Consider the following 18,599-nt stretch of genomic DNA (forward strand, 5'->3'; position numbering starts at 1 on the left):
CCAAATTGAAATTGCGTCATTGGCTGTTGATCGGCCTCCTGAGTTCCGCCAACGCCTGGGCCGGCGGGCTCGAAAGCCTTGAAACCTTCGTCAGGACGGTCAAGTCCGGCCGCGCCGATTTCACCCAGACCGTGACCGCCCCGGCGCGCGAAGGGCAACCAGGCCGCACCAAGACCTCGAGCGGCACCTTCGAATTCCAGCGCCCCGGCAAATTCAAGTTCGACTACCAGAAGCCCTTTGCGCAGGTCATCGTGGCCGACGGCAAGACGCTGTGGCTCTACGACGCCGACCTGAACCAGGTCACGCAGCGCGCGCAGGCGCAGGCGCTGGGCTCCACGCCGGCGGCGCTGATCGCCGCGGCGCCCGACCTGAAGGCCCTGCAGGCCGATTTCACTCTCGAGGCCGCGCCGGAGCGCGATGGCCTGCAATGGGTCAAGGCCACGCCGAAGAACAAGGACGGCCAGCTGCAGAGCGTTCAGGTCGGCTTCCAGGGCGAGGCGCTGGCAGCGCTCGAAATCCTCGACAGCTTTGGCCAGCGCTCGGTGCTCAAGTTCGGCAAGGTCGAGGTGAATCCTTCGCTGCCGGCGAGCGTGTTCGACTTCAAGCCGCCGGCCGGCGCAGACGTCGTCAAGCAATAAACCCACAGGCTTGGCCACCACCGCCCACCAACCCCTTGCCGAGCGCCTGCGTCCCAGGACGCTGGGCGAGGTCATCGGCCAGCAGCACCTGCTCGGCCCGGGCATGCCGCTGCGAATCGCGTTCGAATCGGGCCAGCCGCATTCCTGCATCCTCTGGGGGCCGCCGGGCACCGGAAAGACCACCATCGCGCGGCTCATGGCCGATGCGTTCGACGCGCAGTTCCTGAGCATCAGCGCGGTGCTCGGCGGCGTGAAGGACATCCGCGAAGCGGTAGAGCGGGCCACTGCCGCGCGCGACGGACTGGAGCAGCAGCGCACCATCGTCTTCGTGGACGAGGTGCACCGCTTCAATAAGAGCCAGCAGGACGCCTTCCTGCCGCATGTGGAGTCGGGCCTCTTCACCTTCATCGGCGCGACCACCGAGAACCCTTCGTTCGAGGTCAACTCGGCGTTGCTTTCGCGCGCCGCCGTGTATGTGCTGCAGTCGCTCGGCGAAGACGACCTCAAGCAGATCGTGGCGCGCGCGCAGGCCATCCAGGCCGTGCCCGCCATCGACGCCGCGGCGGTCGATCGCCTCGTGGCCTATGCCGACGGCGATGCGCGCCGGCTGCTCAACACCCTCGAAACACTCGCGGTCGCGGCCCGCGCCGAAAAGCTCGACCACATCACCGACGAGTGGCTGCTGCGGGTGCTCGGCGAGCGCATGCGGCGCTACGACAAGGGCGGCGAACAGTTCTACGACACCATCAGCGCACTGCACAAATCCGTGCGCGGCAGCGACCCCGACGCCGCGCTCTACTGGTTCGTGCGCATGCTCGACGGCGGCGCCGATCCGCGCTACATGGCGCGCCGGCTGGTGCGCATGGCCAGCGAAGACATCGGCCTGGCCGATCCGCGCGCACTGCGCCTGGCGCTCGATGCGGCAGAGGTCTATGAGCGGCTGGGTACCCCCGAGGGCGAACTGGCGCTGGCCGAGTGCGTGGTCTATCTCGCCATCGCTCCCAAGTCGAATGCCGTCTACAAGGCCTACAACGCGGTGCGCGCCCTCGTGAAGACGGACAGCACGCGACCCGTGCCCATGCACCTGCGAAATGCGCCCACCAAGCTCATGAAAGAGCTCGACTACGGCAAGGGCTACCGCTATGCGCACGACGAGGAGGGCGGTTTCGCCGCCGGCGAGCGCTACCTTCCGCAGGGGCTGGAAGGCCAGGTCTTCTACGAGCCCGTCGAGCGTGGACTCGAGATTCGCATCGCGGAAAAGCTGCGCGATCTGCGCCGCCGGAACGCCGAAGGCAACGGCTGATACTTGCTTGCAGCACGCTTGCAAAGCGTGCATGGCCCCACGCGCATACAGCATGACGTGAGCGGGTAAACCCCGGTCGCCGCGCACCAAATCGACGCTGGTGCATGACTACAATCCCGCCCACAAATCCGCCGGCGACACATGTTGGCTGGTTTTTTGCTTGTCAACCCAGGGGCGCCAAACCGGTGCCCGGCGGGTGAATGGCACCCCGCAACGGTGCAACACATAGGAAATCGCGTTATGGACATTTTGCTGCAGCAGATCATCAACGGTCTGGTACTGGGCAGCATGTATGCCTTGATAGCCTTGGGCTACACCATGGTGTACGGCATCATCAATCTGATCAACTTCGCGCACGGAGAAGTGCTGATGGTGGGGGCGCTCACGAGCTGGACCATCATCGGGCTCATGAAGGACGGCATGCCCAACACCCCGGGCTGGCTGATCCTCCTCATCGCGTTGATCATTGCCTGCGTCGTCGCGGCAACCCTCAACTTCGTGATCGAGAAGGTGGCCTACCGACCACTGCGCAACAGTCCCAAGCTCGCGCCGCTGATCACGGCCATCGGCATGTCGATCCTGCTGCAGACGCTGGCAATGATCATCTGGAAGCCGACCAACAAGGCCTATCCCAATCTCCTACCCACCGATCCCATCCATGTGGGCGGCGCGGTGATCTCGCCGACGCAGGTCATGATCCTCAGCGTCACGGCGTTCTCGCTCGTGGTGCTGATGTGGCTGGTCAATTACACCAAGCTCGGCCGCGCGATGCGCGCCACCGCGGAGAACCCGCGTGTGGCGGCACTCATGGGCATCCGGCCAGACATGGTGATCTCGGCCACCTTCATCATCGGTGCCGTGCTCGCAGCCATTGCCGGTGTGATGTACGCGTCGAACTACGGCATCGCGCAGCACGCGATGGGCTTCCTGCCCGGCCTCAAGGCCTTCACTGCGGCCGTGTTCGGCGGCATCGGCAACCTCGCCGGTGCGGTGGTCGGCGGCATCCTGCTGGGCCTCATCGAAGCCATCGGCTCGGGCTACATCGGGACGCTGACGGGCGGCGTGCTCGGCAGCAACTACAGCGACATCTTCGCGTTCATCGTGCTGATCGTCATGCTCACGCTGCGTCCGTCCGGCCTGCTCGGCGAACGCGTGGCGGACCGTGCCTGAGGAACGAGCCATGAAAAACAGCAAGAACCTCGCCTTCTACATCATCGGCATCGTCGCCGTGCTCGCGCTGCCCCTGCTGCTGCAGATGCAGGGCAACGCCTGGGTGCGCATCGCCGACATCGCATTGCTCTACGTGATGCTGGCACTGGGCCTGAACATCGTGGTCGGCTATGCCGGCCTGCTCGACCTGGGCTACGTGGCCTTCTTCGCGATCGGGGCCTACCTGTACGCACTGATGGGCTCGTCGCACCTGAGCGAGACCTTCCCGTGGTTCGCACAGATGTTCCCGAACGGGCTGCACACCTCGCTGCTGATCGTGATTCCGCTGGCCCTTGCGGTGGCTGGTTGCCTGGGCGTGCTGCTCGGCGCCCCCACGCTCAAGCTGCGCGGCGACTACCTCGCCATCGTCACGCTCGGCTTCGGTGAAATCATCCGCGTGTTCCTGAACAACCTCGACCAGCCGGTGAACATCACCAACGGTCCGAAGGGCATCACCGCCATCGACTCCATCAAGTTCTGGGGCCTCGACCTCGGCAAGGCATGGAAGTTCGACGGCTTTTCGATCTCCTCGGTCTCGCTGTACTACTACCTGTTCCTGGCGCTGGTGATCGCCACGATCATCATTTCACACCGCCTGCAGACTTCGCGCGTCGGCCGTGCCTGGATGGCCATTCGCGAAGACGAGATCGCGGCCAAGGCAATGGGCATCAACACCCGCAACATGAAGCTGCTGGCCTTCGGCATGGGCGCCAGCTTCGGCGGCGTGTCGGGCGCGATGTTCGCGGCCTTCCAGGGCTTCGTGTCGCCCGAGTCCTTCAGCCTGATGGAGTCGGTGATGATCGTCGCGATGGTGGTGCTCGGCGGCATCGGGCACCTGCCCGGCGTCGTCCTCGGTGCCGTGCTGCTGGCCGCACTGCCCGAAGTGCTGCGCTATGTCGCCGGCCCGCTGCAGTCGCTGACCGATGGCCGCCTCGACGCCTCCATCCTGCGCCAGCTGTTCATCGCGCTGGCCATGATCGTCATCATGCTGGTGCGTCCGCGCGGCCTCTGGCCCTCGCCGGAACACGGCAAGACGCTGACCAGGAAGGGCGCAGTGCCCGTCGACCCGGCCCACGCGGCCGTGGCCCCCGGATCGCTGCAAACGCATGCGCCGGGCATCGATACGCCCGCCGACGAATTGCCGGGTGCGGCTTCGCGTCCCATGTCGATCAATCCCTGAACGCCGAAGGAAAAATCAACATGACGACAGACACCATCCTCGACGTCCGCGGCATTTCCAAACGCTTCGGCGGGCTGCAGGCCCTCTCCGACGTGGGCATCACCATCAAGCGCGGCCAGGTCTACGGACTGATCGGCCCGAACGGCGCTGGCAAGACCACCTTCTTCAACGTGATCACCGGGCTGTACACGCCCGACAGCGGCACCTTCGAGCTGGCCGGCAAGCCCTACCAGCCGACGGCCGTGCATGAAGTGGCCAAGGCAGGCATTGCGCGCACCTTCCAGAACATCCGCCTCTTCGCCGAAATGACGGCGCTGGAGAACGTGATGGTCGGGCGCCACATCCGCACGCACTCGGGCGTGCTCGGCGCGATGTTCCGCACCGGCGGCTTCAAGGCCGAGGAAAAGGCCATTGCCGACCGCGCGCATGAACTGCTCGACTACGTCGGCATCGGCAAATTTGCTGACTACAAGGCGCGCACGCTGTCGTACGGCGACCAGCGCCGCCTGGAGATCGCCCGCGCACTGGCCACCGACCCGCAGCTCATTGCGCTCGACGAGCCGGCCGCCGGCATGAATTCCACCGAGAAGGTCGCGCTGCGCGAGCTGATCGACCGCATTCGCCGCGACAACCGCACCATCCTGATCATCGAACACGACGTCAAGCTCATCATGGGCCTGTGCGACCGCGTCACCGTGCTGGACTACGGCAAGCAGATTGCCGAAGGCACCCCGGTGGACGTGCAGAAGAACGAGAAGGTGATCGAGGCCTACCTCGGCACCGGAGGCCACTGACATGAGCACCGCAACCATGAGCGAACAAGAAACCTCGTCCACCGCCGCGCAAGCCAAGGCGGCCGGCAAGACGCTGCTGAAGGTCACCGGCCTGAGGGTCGGCTACGGCGGCATCCAGGCCGTGAAGGGCGTGGACTTCGAAGTGCGCGAAGGCGAACTGGTGTCGCTGATCGGCTCCAACGGCGCCGGCAAGACCACCACCATGAAGGCCATCACCGGCACGCTGCCGGCCGGAGCCGGCAACATCGAATTCCTGGGCCGCAGCATCAAGGGCCGCGGTGCGTGGGACCTAGTGGAAGAGGGCCTCGTGATGGTGCCCGAAGGCCGTGGCGTGTTCACGCGCATGACCATCACCGAGAACCTGCAGATCGGCGCCTACATCCGCAAGGACAAGGCCGCCATCGCGAGCGACATGGAGCGCGTGTTCGTCACCTTCCCGCGCCTGCGCGAGCGCAAGGACCAGCTGGCCGGCACGATGTCGGGCGGCGAGCAGCAGATGCTGGCCATGGGCCGCGCGCTGATGGCTCGCCCCAAGGTGCTGCTGCTCGACGAGCCGACGATGGGCCTGTCGCCGATCATGTGCGACAAGATCTTCGAGGTGGTGCAGACCGTGGCCTCGCAGGGCGTGACCATCCTGCTGGTCGAGCAGAACGCCAACCGCGCGCTGCAGCTGGCCGACCGCGGCTACGTGATGGAGTCAGGCCTGATCACCATGAACGGTGAAGCCAAGGCCCTGCTGAGCGACCCGCGCGTGCGGGCCGCCTACCTCGGCGAATAAGCAAGCCTCCTACCCCATTGCCGCCGCCGCAGCCTTGATGGCCTCGCGGATGCGGCCGTAGGTGCCGCAGCGGCACACGTTCTCGATGGCGTCGATGTCGGCGTCCGTCGGGTTGCGCGTGCGGCGCAGCAGGTCCACCGCCGCCATGATCTGCCCCGGCTGACAGAAGCCGCATTGAGGCACGTCGAGGTTCATCCAGGCCTGCTGCACCGGGTGCAGCGTGTTGCCGTTGGCCAGGCCCTCGATGGTCGTCACCTGGCGGCCGCGCACGTCGGACACGCGCACCGAGCAGGTCGTCACGGCCTTGCCGTCGACGTGGCAGGTGCAGGCCTTGCACACGTTGATGCCGCAGCCGTACTTCGGGCCGGTGATGCCGAGCTTGTCACGCAGCACCCACAGCAGCGCCAGGTCGTCGGGCGCCTCGACGTCCACGTTCTGGCCGTTCACCTTGAAAGATTGCACAGGCATGGCGGGTCTCCTCAGGCGGGGATCGGAACGTTGACGGGCGTGGGCAGCTTGCCCGGCGGGATCGGCGTGAAGTCGACCGGAAAGTTCAGCGGGAAGCTGCGCGGCTTGATGCCGGTGGCGCGCGCGTAGGCATTGGCGATGGCGCCCGAGCTCGCCGACAGGCCGACCTCGCCCAGCCCGCCGATGGCCTCGCCGTTGGCCGGCAGGATGATGACCTTCACGTCCTTCGGGTAGTGCTTCATGCGCGAGAAGTGGTACTGCGAGTAGCTGCCTTCCAGCGGCAGGCCGTTCTGGATGTGCAGCCCCGCCGACAGCACCAGCGCGATCGATTCGCACAGGCCGCCCTGGAGCTGCGCCTCGATGCCCGAGGGGTTGATCGGCGTGCCGACGTCGATCGCGATCGTGGCGCGCACCACCTTCGCGGCAGACGGCACCCGCGCGTCGATCTCGACGATGCAAGCTGTGAACGACTTCGACTCCTGGTGCACGCCCACGCCCTGCGCAAAGCCCGCCGGCATCGCCTTACCCCACTGCGCCGCCTCCGCCACCGCCTTGAGCACCGCGCGGGCGCGCGGCAGGCGCAGGTACTCGAGCCGGAAGGCGACCGGGTCCTTGCCCGCGGCGCGGGCCATCTCGTCGACCAGGATCTCTTCCACCAGCCGTGCGGGCTGGATGTGCACCGAGCGGTACGAGCAGGTGTTCATGTCCATCGGCACCGGCGTCAGCAGCTTGGTCGTGACGCCGAAGTTGTAGGGCGAGGTCACCATGGTCTTGAACATCACCTGCTCGATCGCGAAGTTGCCCACCGTCTGCGGGAAGGCATTGGGCAGTGCGATGGCGGCGGCCTCGAGCATGTTGCCGAAGCCGTGGCGCGTGTCCAGCCGCACGCTGGCGATGCGCTGCTCGAAGGCGATGACCTGGCCCAGCAGCATCGTGGCGCGTGCCTTCTGGTAGATCGGCGGGCGGATGCGCGTGTGGCGCATGTCGTCGGTGCGGTGGTACATCAGGCGGCAGGGGCGCCCCAGCGCCTTCGCCACCTGGATCGCCTGCAGCACCGGGTCCCAGAACAGGCGCCGCCCGAACGAGCCGCCCGAGGGCACCACATGCACGACAACCTTGTTTAGCGGCAGGCCCAGCTCGGCGGCCACTGCCTGCTGGGTGACGATGGGGCTCTGCAGCCCGGCCCAGATTTCGGCACGATCCGCTCGCACGTCCGCAATCGCACATTCGACTTCCATCGGGCAGTGCGCGGCCGGCGCGAACTCGAACTCGGCCTCGACCGTCAGCGCGCCCAGCGGCGGCAGCGCAAAAGGCAGCAGCGACGACTTCAGCTTGCTCATGATGGTGGCGTTCGACTCGCCGTCGAGCGGGCCGGCGCCCCAGGTCACGTCGAGCGCGTTCACCGCGGCCCAGGCCTGGCCGAAGGTCTCGGCCATCACCGCCACGCCCGGCGGCGTCGGCGTGATGCCGTTGGTGGCGGGAATCGGCACCACGCCGATCACGCCCGGCATGCCCATCACCGTGTTCAGGTTGTTGATGCCGACGAACTTGCCGTTGATGGTCGGCGGGCGCCGCACCATCGTCGGCTTGGCGCCGGGCACCGCCTGGTCGAGCGTGAACTTCTTGCGGCCGGTGACGATGTCGAGTGCGTCGAGCCGCGTCACGCGCTGGCCGACCACCGAGGGCGTGGAGCCCGAGAGCAGGCCGCCGAGGCCGCCCAGCGTCGGCATGCCGGCATGCATCGAACGCACGCTCGACGAGCCGCCGGTGAGCTGGTTCCAGATCAGCTCGGGGCTCGCGTCGGCCGATGTGACCTCGATCGCGCTCAGCGGCAGGCGCAGCTTGTCGGCCAGCATCATCGCGCTGGCCGTGGCGATGCCCTGGCCCACTTCGAGGCGCGGCAGCGCCAGGCGCACGCGGCCGTCGCCGGTGTTCGTCACCTTCACCAGCGGCATGGTCGGCAGGGACGTCAGCGTGACCGCGTCGCCGATGTCGATCAGGTCGGTGGTGTCGGGCGGGGTCATGGGCAGCAGTGCGGCCACCGCGGAGGCGGGCGCCGTGAGGGCACCGAGCCCAGCGATGCCAGCCGCCGCCGATGCCAGCGGTGCGGCCGTGGCGTAGCCCAGCACGTCGCGCCGGCGCAGGCCGTGCGCATCCCCGCCGTCCGGTCCGCGCGCGGGGCGCGGGTCCTTGTTCGAACGCTTCATCGTTGTCTCCTTGTTGTTTGGCGAACGCGGATGACTGTGGCACCATCGCCGCGCCGAAGATGTCGTTGCAACGACATTTCTTACGGTCCCCGCCGACCGGCGCCTGCGACGGATCGGCCGATGCGATGTCACGAGGGACGACAGCAGGAGGCGCGATGTCGAACGCGTTGGAGAACATGCTTCGCGAGAGCTTGTGGGCGCGCGCGCTCACGGACGACGAACTCGACCACGTCGTCCAGGAGTCGCACGAGCGCGTGGTGCCGGCCGGCGGCTTCGTCGTGCGGCGCGGCGAGCCGGCCGATCATTGGATCGGCGTGATGGATGGCCTGCTGAAGATGTCGGTGTCGCTGCCCGACGGGCGCGTCTCAACCTTCACCGGCGTGACCGCTGGAGGCTGGAGCGGCGAAGGCTCGCTGCTCACCCCCGGATGCTGGCGCTACGACGGCGTGGCGCTGCGGCCCACGCGCGTGGCTTGCGTGCCGCGGCGCAGCTTCGAGCGGCTGATGTCCACCAGCATCGACTTCAATCGGTTTCTGTTGTTACACATCAATGCGCGACTGAGCCTGTTCATCGGCCTCATGGAATTCGATCGGCTGCTCGGCCCCGACGCGCGCGTGGCGCGCTGCCTGGCCAGCCTGTTCGACCCCATCCTCTATCCGCGTGCCACCCGCTTCGTGCGGCTGAGCCAGGACGAGATCGGCCTCTTGTCGGCGGTGTCGCGCCAGCGTGCCAACCGCGCGCTGCATGCGCTACAGCACGACGGCCTGTTGCGCATCGAACATGGCGGCGTGGAAGTGCTCGACCTCGCAGGCCTGCGCACGTACCAGAGCGGGGCGGCCGAAGCGGCGGCGGCCGTGGCTGCGGCCACCGACACGCAGGCCGCAGCGCCCCTGGACGACCTCGTCAGTCCACCTTCGCCCCGGTGGCCTTGACCACCTTCTCGTACTTGGCGAGTTCGCTCTTCATGAAGCTGCCGAACTGCTCGGGCGAGTTGCCGACCGGCTCGGCCAGCATCGAGGCGAAACGGGTCTTCGTTTCCGGCGCATTCAGCGCGGCGACGAAGGCCCGATTCAGCTTCACGACCACCTCGTGCGGCGTGCCGGCCGGCGCCACCAGGCCCCACCACGTGTCGATCGAGAAGCCCTTGAGCGTGTCGGCGATCGGCGGCACGTCGGGCAGCGCGTTGCTGCGCTGCAGAGTCGTCACCGCAATGGCCTTCAGCTTGCCCGAACGGATGTTCGGCGCCGCCGTGGCGAGGTTGTCGAAGTTGAAGTCGACCTGCCCCGAGATCAGCGCCAGCTGCGCCGGGTTGCCGCCGTTGTACGGGATGTGCAGCGCGAAGATGCCCGCTTCCTTCTTGAACAGCTCGCCCGCGAGATGGCCGGCGCTGCCGTTGCCGCCGCTGCCATAGTTGAGCTTGGCCGGGTTGGCCTTGGCATAGCGGATCAGGTCGGCCACGCTGTTGATATTCAGGCGCTTGGCCGTGTCGGCATTCATCACCAGCACGTTGGGCACGCGAACCATCTGCGTGATCGGTGCGAAGTCGGTCGCGGCGTTGAACGGGATCTTGCTGTAGAGCCACGGGTTCACCGCGTTGGTCGCGGTGGCCGCGATGCCGATCGTCAGGCCGTCGGCGGGTGCCTTCGCCACGATGTCGGCGCCGATGTTGCCGCCAGCGCCGGGCTTGTTGTCGATGATGACCGGGCCCAGCGAGTCCTTGACGCGCTCGGCCAGGATGCGAGCGGTGTTGTCGATCGGGCCGCCTGCCGCGTAGGGCACGACGAGGCGGATCGGGCGCTGTTGCTGCTGCGCCATCGCCTGGCTGGTGCCCAGCAGGGCCGCGACGCCGGCGAGCAGGGTGAGGAGGAAGTGTCTCGTCTTCATTGTCTTTTTGGGGGGTCTCAGGGAAGGGCCTTGTCGGCCTCTGTGGTGAATGCGTCGGCAAAAAACTCTTCTTCGGGCAGGCCCGCCAGCGCTACGTAATCGCGCTTGGCCGAGTCGACCACGATGGGCGCACCGCAGGCATAGACTTGGTAGCCCGACAGATCGGCGAAGTCTTCCAGCACGGCCTGATGGACGAAGCCGGTGCGGCCGGTCCAGTTGTCTTCGGGCGTGGCATTGGAAATGACGGGCACGTAGCGCAGGCTCGGCATCTGCGCCGTCTGCTCGCGCACCCAGGCGTCCATGTACAGGTCTTCGGGCCGCCGGCCGCCCCAGTAGAGCGTGGCGGGCCGCTCGATGCCCTTGAATTTCATGTGCTCGAGCAGCGCCTTGATCGGCGCGAAGCCCGTCCCCGAGGCCAGCAGGATCATCGGCTTGCCGGAATCCTCGCGCAGGAAGAAGCTGCCGAAGGGGCCTTCGATGCGCAGGATTTCCTTTTCCTTCATCGTGCCGAACACATGGTCGGTGAACTTGCCGCCGGGCAGGTGCCGCAGGTGCAGTTCGATGCCCGTGCCGGGCTGGCCCAGCGTGTGCGGCGCATTGGCCATCGAGTAGCTGCGGCGTGCGCCATCGCGCAGGATGAACTCCACGTACTGGCCGGCGTAGAACTGCAGCGGCTCGCCGGCCGGCAACTGCAGGCGCACCATCATCACGTCGTGCGACAGGCGCGTGAGGCCTTGCACCCGTACCGGCATCTTGCGGATCGGCAGGGCGCCGGCTTCCGTGACCTGTCGCGATTCGAGCACCACGTCGCTCCGGGCGTGCGCACAGCAGGTCAGCACGTAGCCGGCGAGTTGTTCTTCGGCACTCAGGGCCTTGCTCTGATGGGGGCCCAGGGTAACCTCTCCCGACAGCTTCTTGCACTTGCACGAGCCGCAGGCGCCGTCCTTGCAGCCATAGGGAAGGCCGATGCCCTGCCGGATGCCCGCCGCGAGGATGGTCTCGTCGCCGTGAACCATGAAATGGCGTCCACTGGGTTCGACGTGGATGGAAAAGCCCGCTTCGTGCGGTGCTGTAGCAGTCATCGGTATTCTTCGAGGTGAACTCTTCGCGGGCCGTACGAAGCCCGGTGAGCAACTGAATTGGGACAGGAACAGGATTTTGCCTTCAATCAATAGCCCCTCCGGCGCTCTGCCAGCGCGGTTCCGGCGCGAGCGCCTGCTGATCGTCGGATGCGGCGACATCGGCCAGCGCGTGGCGCGCGATCTGCGCGGCCGCATGCAACTGGTGGCACTTACTTCGTCGGCCGACCGCGTGGGCGCCCTGCGCGCGGCCCGCATCCGACCGCTGGTGGGCAATCTGGACGACGCGGCCACCCTGCGCCGGCTGGCGGGCGTCGCCACGCGGGTGTTGCACCTGGCGCCGCCCGCCCGCGATGGCGGTGCCGCCTGGTGGCGCGACCAGCGCACCACCGAGCTGGCGCGGGCATTGCGCCTGCGGTCGCTGCCTTCGGCTTTCGTCTACGGTTCGACCAGCGGCGTGTACGGCGATTGCGGCGGCGCCCGCGTCGACGAAACCCGCGGCGTGCGCCCCGACACGCCGCGCTCCCACCGCCGCGTGGATGCTGAACGCGCCGTGCGCTGGCTGGGCCGCAGCGCGGGCGTGCGCGCCAGCATCCTGCGCATTCCGGGCATCTACGCCCCTGACCGCGAAAACGGCACCCCGCGCGGCCGCCTGCAGCGCGGCACGCCGGTGCTGCGGCACGAAGACGACGTCTACACCAGCCACATCCACGCCGACGACCTCGCACGCGCCTGTATCGCCGCGCTGTTTCGAGGCAAGCCGCAGCGCATCGTGCATGCCTCGGACGACACCGAACTGCGCATGGGCGACTACGTAGACCTGGCCGCCGACATGTACGGCATGCCCCGCCCGCCGCGAGTGGCCCGTGGCGAGGCCGAGCGGCAACTGCCGCTGCAACTGCTGAGTTTCATGGGGGAATCGCGCCGGCTGGACAACACGCGGCTGAAGCGTGAACTGCGGGTGCGGCTTGCGCACCCGACGGTGCATACGGGGCTGCGCGAGCAGACCGAGCCAAGATAAAGGGGGGAAGGGGCCCATTCCAGGGACACCGTGGAACCGGCTTCGCCGGGCCACCGGTGTCGCCCCCGGAAGGGGGTTGGCGTAGCGACACGAAGTGCGCGAAGCCTGGGGGAGAGCAAAAGTGTGGTGCCCGGGGCCGGAATCGAACCGGCACACCTTTCGGTGGGGGATTTTGAGTCCCCTGCGTCTACCAATTTCACCACCCGGGCAGGGTTCTGAACGAAGCCCAAAATTATGGCACAGTGGCTGCCATGAATTATCCGACGATCGAAGACGCCATCGGCAAGACCCCCCTGGTCGCCTTGCAGCGCATCCACGCCGCAGAAAACGCCAAGCGCGGCAACGTGATTCTCGGCAAGCTCGAGGGCAACAATCCCGCAGGTTCGGTCAAGGACCGGCCGGCCCTCTCGATGATCAAGCGCGCCGAGGAGCGCGGCGAGATCAAGCCCGGCGACACCCTGATCGAAGCCACCTCCGGCAACACCGGCATTGCCCTGGCCATGGCCGCTGCCATCAAGGGCTATCGCATGGTGCTGATCATGCCGGAGGACCTCTCGATCGAACGCGCCCAGACCATGAAGGCCTTCGGCGCCGAGCTCGTGCTCACGCCCAAGAGCGGTGGCATGGAATACGCCCGCGATCTCGCCGAACAGATGGTGGCGCAGGGCAAGGGCCGGGTGCTCGACCAGTTCGCCAACCCCGACAACCCGCGCATCCACTACGAGACCACGGGCCCCGAGATCTGGGCCGACACCAAGGGCAAGATCACGCACTTCGTGAGCGCCATGGGCACCACCGGCACCATCACCGGCGTGTCGCGCTTCCTCAAGGAGAAGAACCCGGCAGTGCGCATCATCGGCGCACAGCCGGCCGAAGGTTCGCGCATTCCCGGCATCCGCAAGTGGCCTGCCGAGTACATGCCGAAGATCTACGACCCGAGCTGCGTCGATGAAGAAATCAGCGTGAGCCAGGACGACGCCGAAGAGATGTGCCGGCGCCTCGCGCGCGAAGAGGGCATCTTCGGTGGCATCTCGGCGGCCGGTGCGCTGTGGGCCGCGCTCCAGGTGGCGAAGACGGTGGAGAACGCCACCATCGTGTTCGTCGTATGCGATCGCGGCGACCGCTATCTCTCCACCGGCGTCTTCCCCGCATAAGCGGCAGGCAACCGCCGCAGCGCGCCATCCAGGTGCGTTCGTGGCCGGAAAGAAAAGAAAGAGACTTCATGCCCCACCCCAAGTTCTGCCAAGTCTGTGCCACGCCCCTCGAGTGGATCGCGCTGATGGAAGACGGCGGCCCCAAGGAGCGACTGCGCTGCCCCAACTGCGGCCACACGCACTGGAACAACCCGACCCCGGTGCTCGCGGCCATCGTCGAGTACCGCGGCCAGGTGCTGCTGGCGCGCAATGCGGCCTGGCCCGGCAAGATGTTTGCGCTGATCACCGGCTTCATGGAGGCCGGCGAGACGCCGGAGGAGGGCATTGCGCGCGAGGTGAAGGAAGAAACCAACCTCGACATCAGCGCCGCGAAGATCGTCGGCGCCTACGACTTCCAGCGCATGAACCAGATCATCATTGCGTACCACGTGGTGGCCGATGGCGAGGTGAAGCTTTCGCCCGAGCTGGTGGATTACCGCCTCTATGACCTGCCCGACCTCAAGTGCTGGCCCGCTGGCACTGGCTATGCGCTGGCCGACTGGCTGCGCACGCGCGGCCATGAGCCCGTGTTTTTCACCGCGGCCGAGAACGAAGAGCGCCGCCGCGGCCTGAACCTGCCGCCGGAGCCGGGCAATGCAAGTTGATCACGAGCTCGACACGCGCGGGCTGAACTGCCCGCTGCCGATCCTCAAGGCGAAGAAGTCGCTCAACGAGATGGCGAGCGGGCAGCTGCTGAAGGTGGTGTCGACCGATCCGGGATCGATCCGCGACTTTCAGGCCTTCGCACGCCAGACGGGCAACGAGCTGATGGCACAGGAAACCGTGGGCGGCGACTTCATCCACGTGCTGAAGCGGCGCTGACAAAAAGAAAAGAAAAGGGCCGCGTCAGCGGCCCTTCCTTCGTTCGCGATGGCGCCCGAAGAAGAAGCGGCTACAGCTTCAGGCTCTTGAGGTATTCGCGAAACTCCGCGCCCACCTCGGGGTGGGCCAGCGCCAGTTCCACCGACGCCTGCAGGAAGCCTTCCTTGCTGCCGCAGTCGTAGCGGATGCCCTTGTACGAATAGGCGTAGACCGATTCCTTCTTCATCAGCGCGGCGATGCCGTCGGTCAACTGGATCTCGCCGCCCGCGCCCTTGGGCTGGTTGCGGATCTCGTCGAACACGCCCGGCGTGAGGATGTAGCGGCCGGCCACGCCCAGGCGCGAGGGCGCGTCTTCGGGCTTGGGCTTCTCGACCATGCGGTTGACCTTCACCAGGCCTTCCTCGATCACGTCGCCGGCCACGATGCCGTAGCGCTTGACGTGCGCCAGCGGCACTTCCTGCACCGCAAGCAGCGAGCCGCCGAGGCGGCTGAAAACCGCGGTCATCTGCGCCAGCACGGGCTGGCCGCCCTCGGGGCCGACCATCAGGTCGTCCGCCAGCAGCACGGCGAAGGGTTCGTTGCCCACAAGGTGCTCGGCACACAGCACCGCATGGCCCAGGCCCAGCATGCGCGGCTGGCGCACGTACGAGCATGTCATGTCGTCGGGCGACACCGAGCGCGCGATGTTGAGCAGCGCATCCTTGCCGCTGGCTTCGAGCTGGCTCTCGAGTTCGTAGGCGGTGTCGTAGTGATCTTCGATCGCACGCTTGTTGCGCCCGGTCACAAAAATCATGTCGCGGATGCCCGCGGCGTAGGCTTCCTCGACGGCGTACTGGATCAGCGGCTTGTCGACCACGGGCAGCATTTCCTTCGGCTGTGCCTTGGTGGCTGGCAGGAAGCGAGTACCAAAGCCTGCAACGGGGAATACGGCCTTGCGAATGCGGGTCGAGGAAGTGGACATGGGCAGTACAGCGTCTTTCTTCAAAAGGGGGTGCAGGATGATGTGACGGCGCGGTGCGAAACCGTTCTCAACATCCTAAACGCCTTCCCGGCCCCTCGTGTGTCAGCCAAGACGCACAAGCTGATCGCGCAAACGCTCCAGCATGGCCGTGAAGTCAGCCAGGCGTTTGCGTTCCTGCTCGATCACCGCTGGCGGCGCCTTCGCAACGAAGGCTTCGTTGCCGAGCTTGCCGTTTACCTTCGCGATCTCGCCTTCGATGCGCGCGATTTCCTTGCCGATGCGAAGCTTCTCGGCTGCCTTGTCGATCTCCATGTGCAGGCACAGGCGCGCAGCGCCGACCACCGCCACGGGCGCCGCCTCGGCCGCGGCCGACCACGAAGCCTCGTCGTCGAAGACCTTCACTTCCTTGAGCTTTGCCAGCGCCTGGAGCACCGGCGCCGATTCGCGCAGGAAGGCCGCGCCTTCGGCGTCGTCGGCCACCGCGTAGAGCGGCAGTCGCGTGGCCGGCGACACGTTCATCTCGCCACGCAGCGTGCGGCATGCATCGACCAGCGCCTTCAGCCGCGCCACGTGCGCCTCGGCCGCCTCGTCGATCTTCTCGGGCTGGCTCTTCGGATAGGCGGCGACCATGATCGACTCGCCCTCACGTCCTGCAACCGCCGATACCTTCTGCCACAGCTCTTCCGTGATGAACGGAATCACCGGATGCGCGAGGCGCAGCAGCGTCTCGAGCGTGCGGATCAGCGTGCGGCGCGTGGCGCGCTTCTGCGCCTCGTCGCCGGTCTGGATCTGCACCTTGGCGATTTCCAGGTACCAGTCGCAGAACTCGTCCCAGGCGAACTGGTAGATCGCGGTGGCCACGTTGTCGAGTCGGTATTCCTCGAAGCCCCTGGCCACCTCGGCCTCGACGCGCTGCAGCTGCGACACGATCCAGAAATCGGCGCGGCTGAACTTCAGGTAGCCGTGGGCCTTGCCACCCACCTTGCAGTCTTCCTTCGTGTGTTCCAGCAGGCCGCAGTCCTGGCCTTCGCAGTTCATCAGCACGAAGCGCGTGGCGTTCCACAGCTTGTTGCAGAAGTTGCGATAGCCCTCGCAGCGCTTCGAGTCGAAGTTGATGCTGCGGCCCAGCGAGGCCAGCGACGCGAAGGTGAAGCGCAGCGCATCGGCGCCGAAGGCCGGAATGCCGTCCGGAAACTCCTTCTGCGTGTTCTTGCGCACTGCGGGTGCTGTCTCGGGCTTGCGCAGGCCCTGCGTGCGCTTGTCGAGCAGCGCGGGCAACTGGATGCCGTCGATCAGGTCCACCGGGTCGAGCACGTTGCCTTCCGACTTGCTCATCTTCTTGCCATGCGCGTCGCGCACCAGGCCGTGGATGTACACGTCCCTGAACGGCACCTTGCCGGTGAAGTGCTTGGTCATCATGATCATCCGGGCGACCCAGAAGAAGATGATGTCGTAGCCCGTCACCAGCACGGTCGAGGGCAGGTACAGGTCGAGGTCTTGCGTCTTCGCGGGCCAGCCCAGCGAGGAGAAGGGCACCAGCGCCGCCGAGTACCAGGTGTCGAGCACGTCCTCGTCGCGCACGAGCTTCTTGCCCGGCGCCTTGGCCTGCGCGTCGGCCTCGGTCTCGGCCACGTACACCTTGCCATCCTCGTCGTACCAGGCCGGAATCTGGTGGCCCCACCAGAGCTGGCGCGAAATCGTCCAGTCCTGGATGTTCTCCATCCAGTGGTTGTAGGTGTTGACCCAGTTCTCGGGCACGAAGCGCACCTCGCCCGACTTCACCACGTCGATGGCCTTCTGCGCGATCGACTGACCATCGGCGCCGGGGCGCGTCATGGCCACGTACCACTGGTCGGTGAGCATCGGTTCGACGATGGCGCCCGAGCGCGCGCAGCGCGGCACCATCAGCTTGTGCTTCTTCACCTCGACCAGCAGGCCCAGCGCGTCGAGGTCGGCCACGATGGCCTTGCGCGCCACGAAGCGGTCCAGGCCGCGGTACTTCTCGGGGGCGTTGTCGTTGATGGTCGCGTCGAGCGTGAGCACGCCGATCATCTCGAGCTTGTGGCGCTGGCCGACGGCGTAGTCGTTGTAATCGTGCGCGGGCGTGACCTTCACCACGCCGGTGCCGAATTCCTTGTCGACGTAGTCGTCGGCAATGATCGGGATCAGCCGGTCGACCAGCGGCAGCTTCACGCGCTGGCCGATCAGGTGCTTGTAGCGCTCGTCTTCCGGATGAACCATCACGGCCGTGTCGCCGAGCATGGTCTCGGGCCGGGTGGTGGCCACGGTCAGCGTGCCGCTGCCGTCTTCCAGCGGATAGGCGATGTGCCAGAGCGAGCCGTCTTCCTCTTCGCTTTCGACTTCGAGGTCGCTCACCGAGGTCTTGAGCACCGGGTCCCAGTTGCCCAGGCGCTTGCCGCGGTAGATCAGGCCTTCTTCATACAGCTTCACGAAGGTGTGCGTGACCACCTTCGAGAGATCGTCGTCCATCGTGAAGTATTCGCGGCTCCAGTCCACCGTGTCGCCCATGCGGCGCATCTGCTCGGTGATGGTGTTGCCCGACTTCTCTTTCCATTCCCACACGCGCGCCACGAAGTTCTTGCGGCCCAGGTCATGGCGGCTGAGCTTTTGCTCCTGCAGCTGGCGCTCCACCACGATCTGCGTGGCGATGCCCGCGTGGTCGGTGCCCGGCAACCACAACGTGTTGTCGCCCTTCATGCGGTGGTAGCGCGCGAGGCTGTCCATGATCGTCTGGTTGAACGCATGGCCCATGTGCAGCGTGCCCGTCACGTTGGGGGGCGGCAGCTGGATCGCGAACGATTCGGCGCCTTCCTTCGGTTGCTGCGTGCCTCTGAAGCCGGCCTTGGCGTAGCCGCGCTTCTCCCATTCGGGGCCCCAGTGCGCCTCGATGGCGGCGGGCTCGAACGATTTGGAAAGGCTGTCCAGGCCAGGCTGGGCGGGAGAAGTGGTGGGTTCGCTCATGGGAATACGGAACGGCCCTTCAGGGAGCCGTGGGGAGGCAGGGTGGGATAGCCCGCGATTTTACCGGCGCGGCCCGGCGT

The 18,599-nt window shown here is 66.6% G+C and carries 17 protein-coding genes and 1 tRNA gene; 11 read left to right on the forward strand and 7 right to left on the reverse strand.

The window, feature by feature from the left end; all coding sequences use genetic code 11:
- Nucleotides 1-5: 5 nt before the first annotated feature.
- The 6 genes from lolA (at nucleotide 6) to PMI12_RS06355 (ending at nucleotide 5,902) form a co-directional block, all read left to right on the forward strand.
- Nucleotides 6-638 carry an outer membrane lipoprotein chaperone LolA gene (lolA, locus tag PMI12_RS06330; RefSeq protein WP_007830299.1) on the forward strand — a complete coding sequence of 211 codons (633 nt, stop codon included), beginning with the start codon at nucleotides 6-8 and terminating at the stop codon, nucleotides 636-638.
- Nucleotides 639-648: 10 nt separating this feature from the next.
- On the forward strand, nucleotides 649-1,941 hold the full coding sequence (locus PMI12_RS06335; RefSeq protein WP_007830301.1) for a replication-associated recombination protein A: 1,293 nt from the start codon (nucleotides 649-651) through the stop codon (nucleotides 1,939-1,941).
- Between the two features lie 240 nt (nucleotides 1,942-2,181).
- Nucleotides 2,182-3,111 carry a branched-chain amino acid ABC transporter permease gene (locus PMI12_RS06340; RefSeq protein WP_007830303.1) on the forward strand — a complete coding sequence of 310 codons (930 nt, stop codon included), beginning with the start codon at nucleotides 2,182-2,184 and terminating at the stop codon, nucleotides 3,109-3,111.
- A 10-nt stretch (nucleotides 3,112-3,121) separates the two neighbouring features.
- Nucleotides 3,122-4,330, forward strand: a complete 1,209-nt coding sequence (locus PMI12_RS06345; protein WP_007830305.1) for a branched-chain amino acid ABC transporter permease — start codon at nucleotides 3,122-3,124, stop codon at nucleotides 4,328-4,330.
- Nucleotides 4,331-4,350: 20 nt separating this feature from the next.
- Nucleotides 4,351-5,124 (forward strand): ABC transporter ATP-binding protein, encoded by a 774-nt coding sequence (locus tag PMI12_RS06350; RefSeq protein WP_007830307.1) that lies wholly within the window; start codon nucleotides 4,351-4,353, stop codon nucleotides 5,122-5,124.
- Nucleotides 5,125-5,140: 16 nt separating this feature from the next.
- A complete protein-coding gene (locus PMI12_RS06355; RefSeq protein ID WP_042672979.1) occupies nucleotides 5,141-5,902 on the forward strand; it encodes an ABC transporter ATP-binding protein in 762 nt (253 codons plus the stop codon).
- 9 nt (nucleotides 5,903-5,911) lie between these two features.
- On the opposite strand, the gene PMI12_RS06360 is transcribed toward PMI12_RS06355, so the two are convergent.
- Together PMI12_RS06360 and PMI12_RS06365 are read right to left on the reverse strand one after the other, a co-directional pair.
- Nucleotides 5,912-6,370 (reverse strand): (2Fe-2S)-binding protein, encoded by a 459-nt coding sequence (locus tag PMI12_RS06360; protein WP_007830311.1) that lies wholly within the window; start codon nucleotides 6,368-6,370, stop codon nucleotides 5,912-5,914.
- An 11-nt stretch (nucleotides 6,371-6,381) separates the two neighbouring features.
- The gene (locus tag PMI12_RS06365) at nucleotides 6,382-8,577 is read right to left on the reverse strand and encodes a xanthine dehydrogenase family protein molybdopterin-binding subunit (protein ID WP_007830313.1); all 2,196 of its coding nucleotides are present in this window, start codon (nucleotides 8,575-8,577) and stop codon (nucleotides 6,382-6,384) included.
- Nucleotides 8,578-8,732: 155 nt separating this feature from the next.
- On the opposite strand from PMI12_RS06365, the gene PMI12_RS06370 reads away from it, so the two are divergent.
- Entirely contained in the window at nucleotides 8,733-9,509 is a 777-nt protein-coding gene (locus tag PMI12_RS06370) for a Crp/Fnr family transcriptional regulator (protein WP_007830315.1), read from the forward strand.
- On the opposite strand, the gene PMI12_RS06375 is transcribed toward PMI12_RS06370, so the two are convergent.
- Both PMI12_RS06375 and PMI12_RS06380 read right to left on the reverse strand, forming a co-directional pair.
- Nucleotides 9,481-10,461, reverse strand: a complete 981-nt coding sequence (locus tag PMI12_RS06375) for a Bug family tripartite tricarboxylate transporter substrate binding protein (RefSeq protein WP_007830317.1) — start codon at nucleotides 10,459-10,461, stop codon at nucleotides 9,481-9,483. The genes PMI12_RS06370 and PMI12_RS06375 overlap by 29 nt on opposite strands.
- A 17-nt stretch (nucleotides 10,462-10,478) precedes the next feature.
- Nucleotides 10,479-11,543 carry a CDP-6-deoxy-delta-3,4-glucoseen reductase gene (locus tag PMI12_RS06380; protein WP_042672955.1) on the reverse strand — a complete coding sequence of 355 codons (1,065 nt, stop codon included), beginning with the start codon at nucleotides 11,541-11,543 and terminating at the stop codon, nucleotides 10,479-10,481.
- 76 nt (nucleotides 11,544-11,619) lie between these two features.
- Between PMI12_RS06380 and PMI12_RS06385 the strand changes: the two genes are divergently transcribed.
- Entirely contained in the window at nucleotides 11,620-12,561 is a 942-nt protein-coding gene (locus PMI12_RS06385; protein WP_007830321.1) for an NAD-dependent epimerase/dehydratase family protein, read from the forward strand.
- A 124-nt stretch (nucleotides 12,562-12,685) separates the two neighbouring features.
- Here PMI12_RS06385 and PMI12_RS06390 read toward each other — a convergent pair.
- A tRNA-Leu gene (locus tag PMI12_RS06390) sits at nucleotides 12,686-12,770 on the reverse strand.
- A gap of 42 nt (nucleotides 12,771-12,812) precedes the next feature.
- On the opposite strand from PMI12_RS06390, the gene cysM reads away from it, so the two are divergent.
- The 3 genes from cysM to PMI12_RS06405 all read left to right on the forward strand — a co-directional run bounded on the left by cysM (nucleotide 12,813) and on the right by PMI12_RS06405 (nucleotide 14,576).
- Complete coding sequence (gene cysM / locus PMI12_RS06395) at nucleotides 12,813-13,715, forward strand: cysteine synthase CysM (RefSeq protein ID WP_007830323.1); 903 nt, start codon at nucleotides 12,813-12,815, stop codon at nucleotides 13,713-13,715.
- A gap of 68 nt (nucleotides 13,716-13,783) precedes the next feature.
- Nucleotides 13,784-14,359 (forward strand): NUDIX domain-containing protein, encoded by a 576-nt coding sequence (locus tag PMI12_RS06400; protein WP_007830325.1) that lies wholly within the window; start codon nucleotides 13,784-13,786, stop codon nucleotides 14,357-14,359.
- Nucleotides 14,349-14,576 (forward strand): sulfurtransferase TusA family protein, encoded by a 228-nt coding sequence (locus PMI12_RS06405; protein WP_007830326.1) that lies wholly within the window; start codon nucleotides 14,349-14,351, stop codon nucleotides 14,574-14,576. Before PMI12_RS06400 ends, PMI12_RS06405 begins: the two co-directional genes overlap by 11 nt.
- A 70-nt stretch (nucleotides 14,577-14,646) precedes the next feature.
- Here the strand turns inward: PMI12_RS06405 and galU are convergent, their stop codons facing one another.
- Together galU and PMI12_RS06415 are read right to left on the reverse strand one after the other, a co-directional pair.
- Nucleotides 14,647-15,537 (reverse strand): UTP--glucose-1-phosphate uridylyltransferase GalU, encoded by an 891-nt coding sequence (galU, locus tag PMI12_RS06410; protein WP_007830327.1) that lies wholly within the window; start codon nucleotides 15,535-15,537, stop codon nucleotides 14,647-14,649.
- Between the two features lie 102 nt (nucleotides 15,538-15,639).
- Nucleotides 15,640-18,519: a valine--tRNA ligase gene (locus tag PMI12_RS06415; RefSeq protein ID WP_007830328.1), complete on the reverse strand. Its 2,880-nt coding sequence runs from the start codon at nucleotides 18,517-18,519 to the stop codon at nucleotides 15,640-15,642.
- Nucleotides 18,520-18,599 lie beyond the last annotated feature (80 nt).

It is taken from the genome of Variovorax sp. CF313, from assembly GCF_000282635.1.
Classification (GTDB): domain Bacteria; phylum Pseudomonadota; class Gammaproteobacteria; order Burkholderiales; family Burkholderiaceae_C; genus Variovorax.

Excerpts from the sequence above, each read along its gene's own strand:
- PMI12_RS06375 (WP_007830317.1), bottom strand. The coding sequence starts at position 10,461 with ATGAAGACGAGACACTTCCTCCTCACCCTGCTCGCCGGCGTCGCGGCC.
- PMI12_RS06415 (WP_007830328.1), bottom strand. The coding sequence starts at position 18,519 with ATGAGCGAACCCACCACTTCTCCCGCCCAGCCTGGCCTGGACAGCCTT.
- PMI12_RS06405 (WP_007830326.1), top strand. The coding sequence starts at position 14,349 with ATGCAAGTTGATCACGAGCTCGACACGCGCGGGCTGAACTGCCCGCTG.
- cysM (WP_007830323.1), top strand. The coding sequence starts at position 12,813 with ATGAATTATCCGACGATCGAAGACGCCATCGGCAAGACCCCCCTGGTC.
- galU (WP_007830327.1), bottom strand. The coding sequence starts at position 15,537 with ATGTCCACTTCCTCGACCCGCATTCGCAAGGCCGTATTCCCCGTTGCA.
- PMI12_RS06380 (WP_042672955.1), bottom strand. The coding sequence starts at position 11,543 with ATGACTGCTACAGCACCGCACGAAGCGGGCTTTTCCATCCACGTCGAA.
- PMI12_RS06370 (WP_007830315.1), top strand. The coding sequence starts at position 8,733 with ATGTCGAACGCGTTGGAGAACATGCTTCGCGAGAGCTTGTGGGCGCGC.
- PMI12_RS06360 (WP_007830311.1), bottom strand. The coding sequence starts at position 6,370 with ATGCCTGTGCAATCTTTCAAGGTGAACGGCCAGAACGTGGACGTCGAG.
- PMI12_RS06350 (WP_007830307.1), top strand. The coding sequence starts at position 4,351 with ATGACGACAGACACCATCCTCGACGTCCGCGGCATTTCCAAACGCTTC.
- PMI12_RS06365 (WP_007830313.1), bottom strand. The coding sequence starts at position 8,577 with ATGAAGCGTTCGAACAAGGACCCGCGCCCCGCGCGCGGACCGGACGGC.
- PMI12_RS06355 (WP_042672979.1), top strand. The coding sequence starts at position 5,141 with ATGAGCGAACAAGAAACCTCGTCCACCGCCGCGCAAGCCAAGGCGGCC.
- PMI12_RS06345 (WP_007830305.1), top strand. The coding sequence starts at position 3,122 with ATGAAAAACAGCAAGAACCTCGCCTTCTACATCATCGGCATCGTCGCC.
- PMI12_RS06340 (WP_007830303.1), top strand. The coding sequence starts at position 2,182 with ATGGACATTTTGCTGCAGCAGATCATCAACGGTCTGGTACTGGGCAGC.
- PMI12_RS06400 (WP_007830325.1), top strand. The coding sequence starts at position 13,784 with ATGCCCCACCCCAAGTTCTGCCAAGTCTGTGCCACGCCCCTCGAGTGG.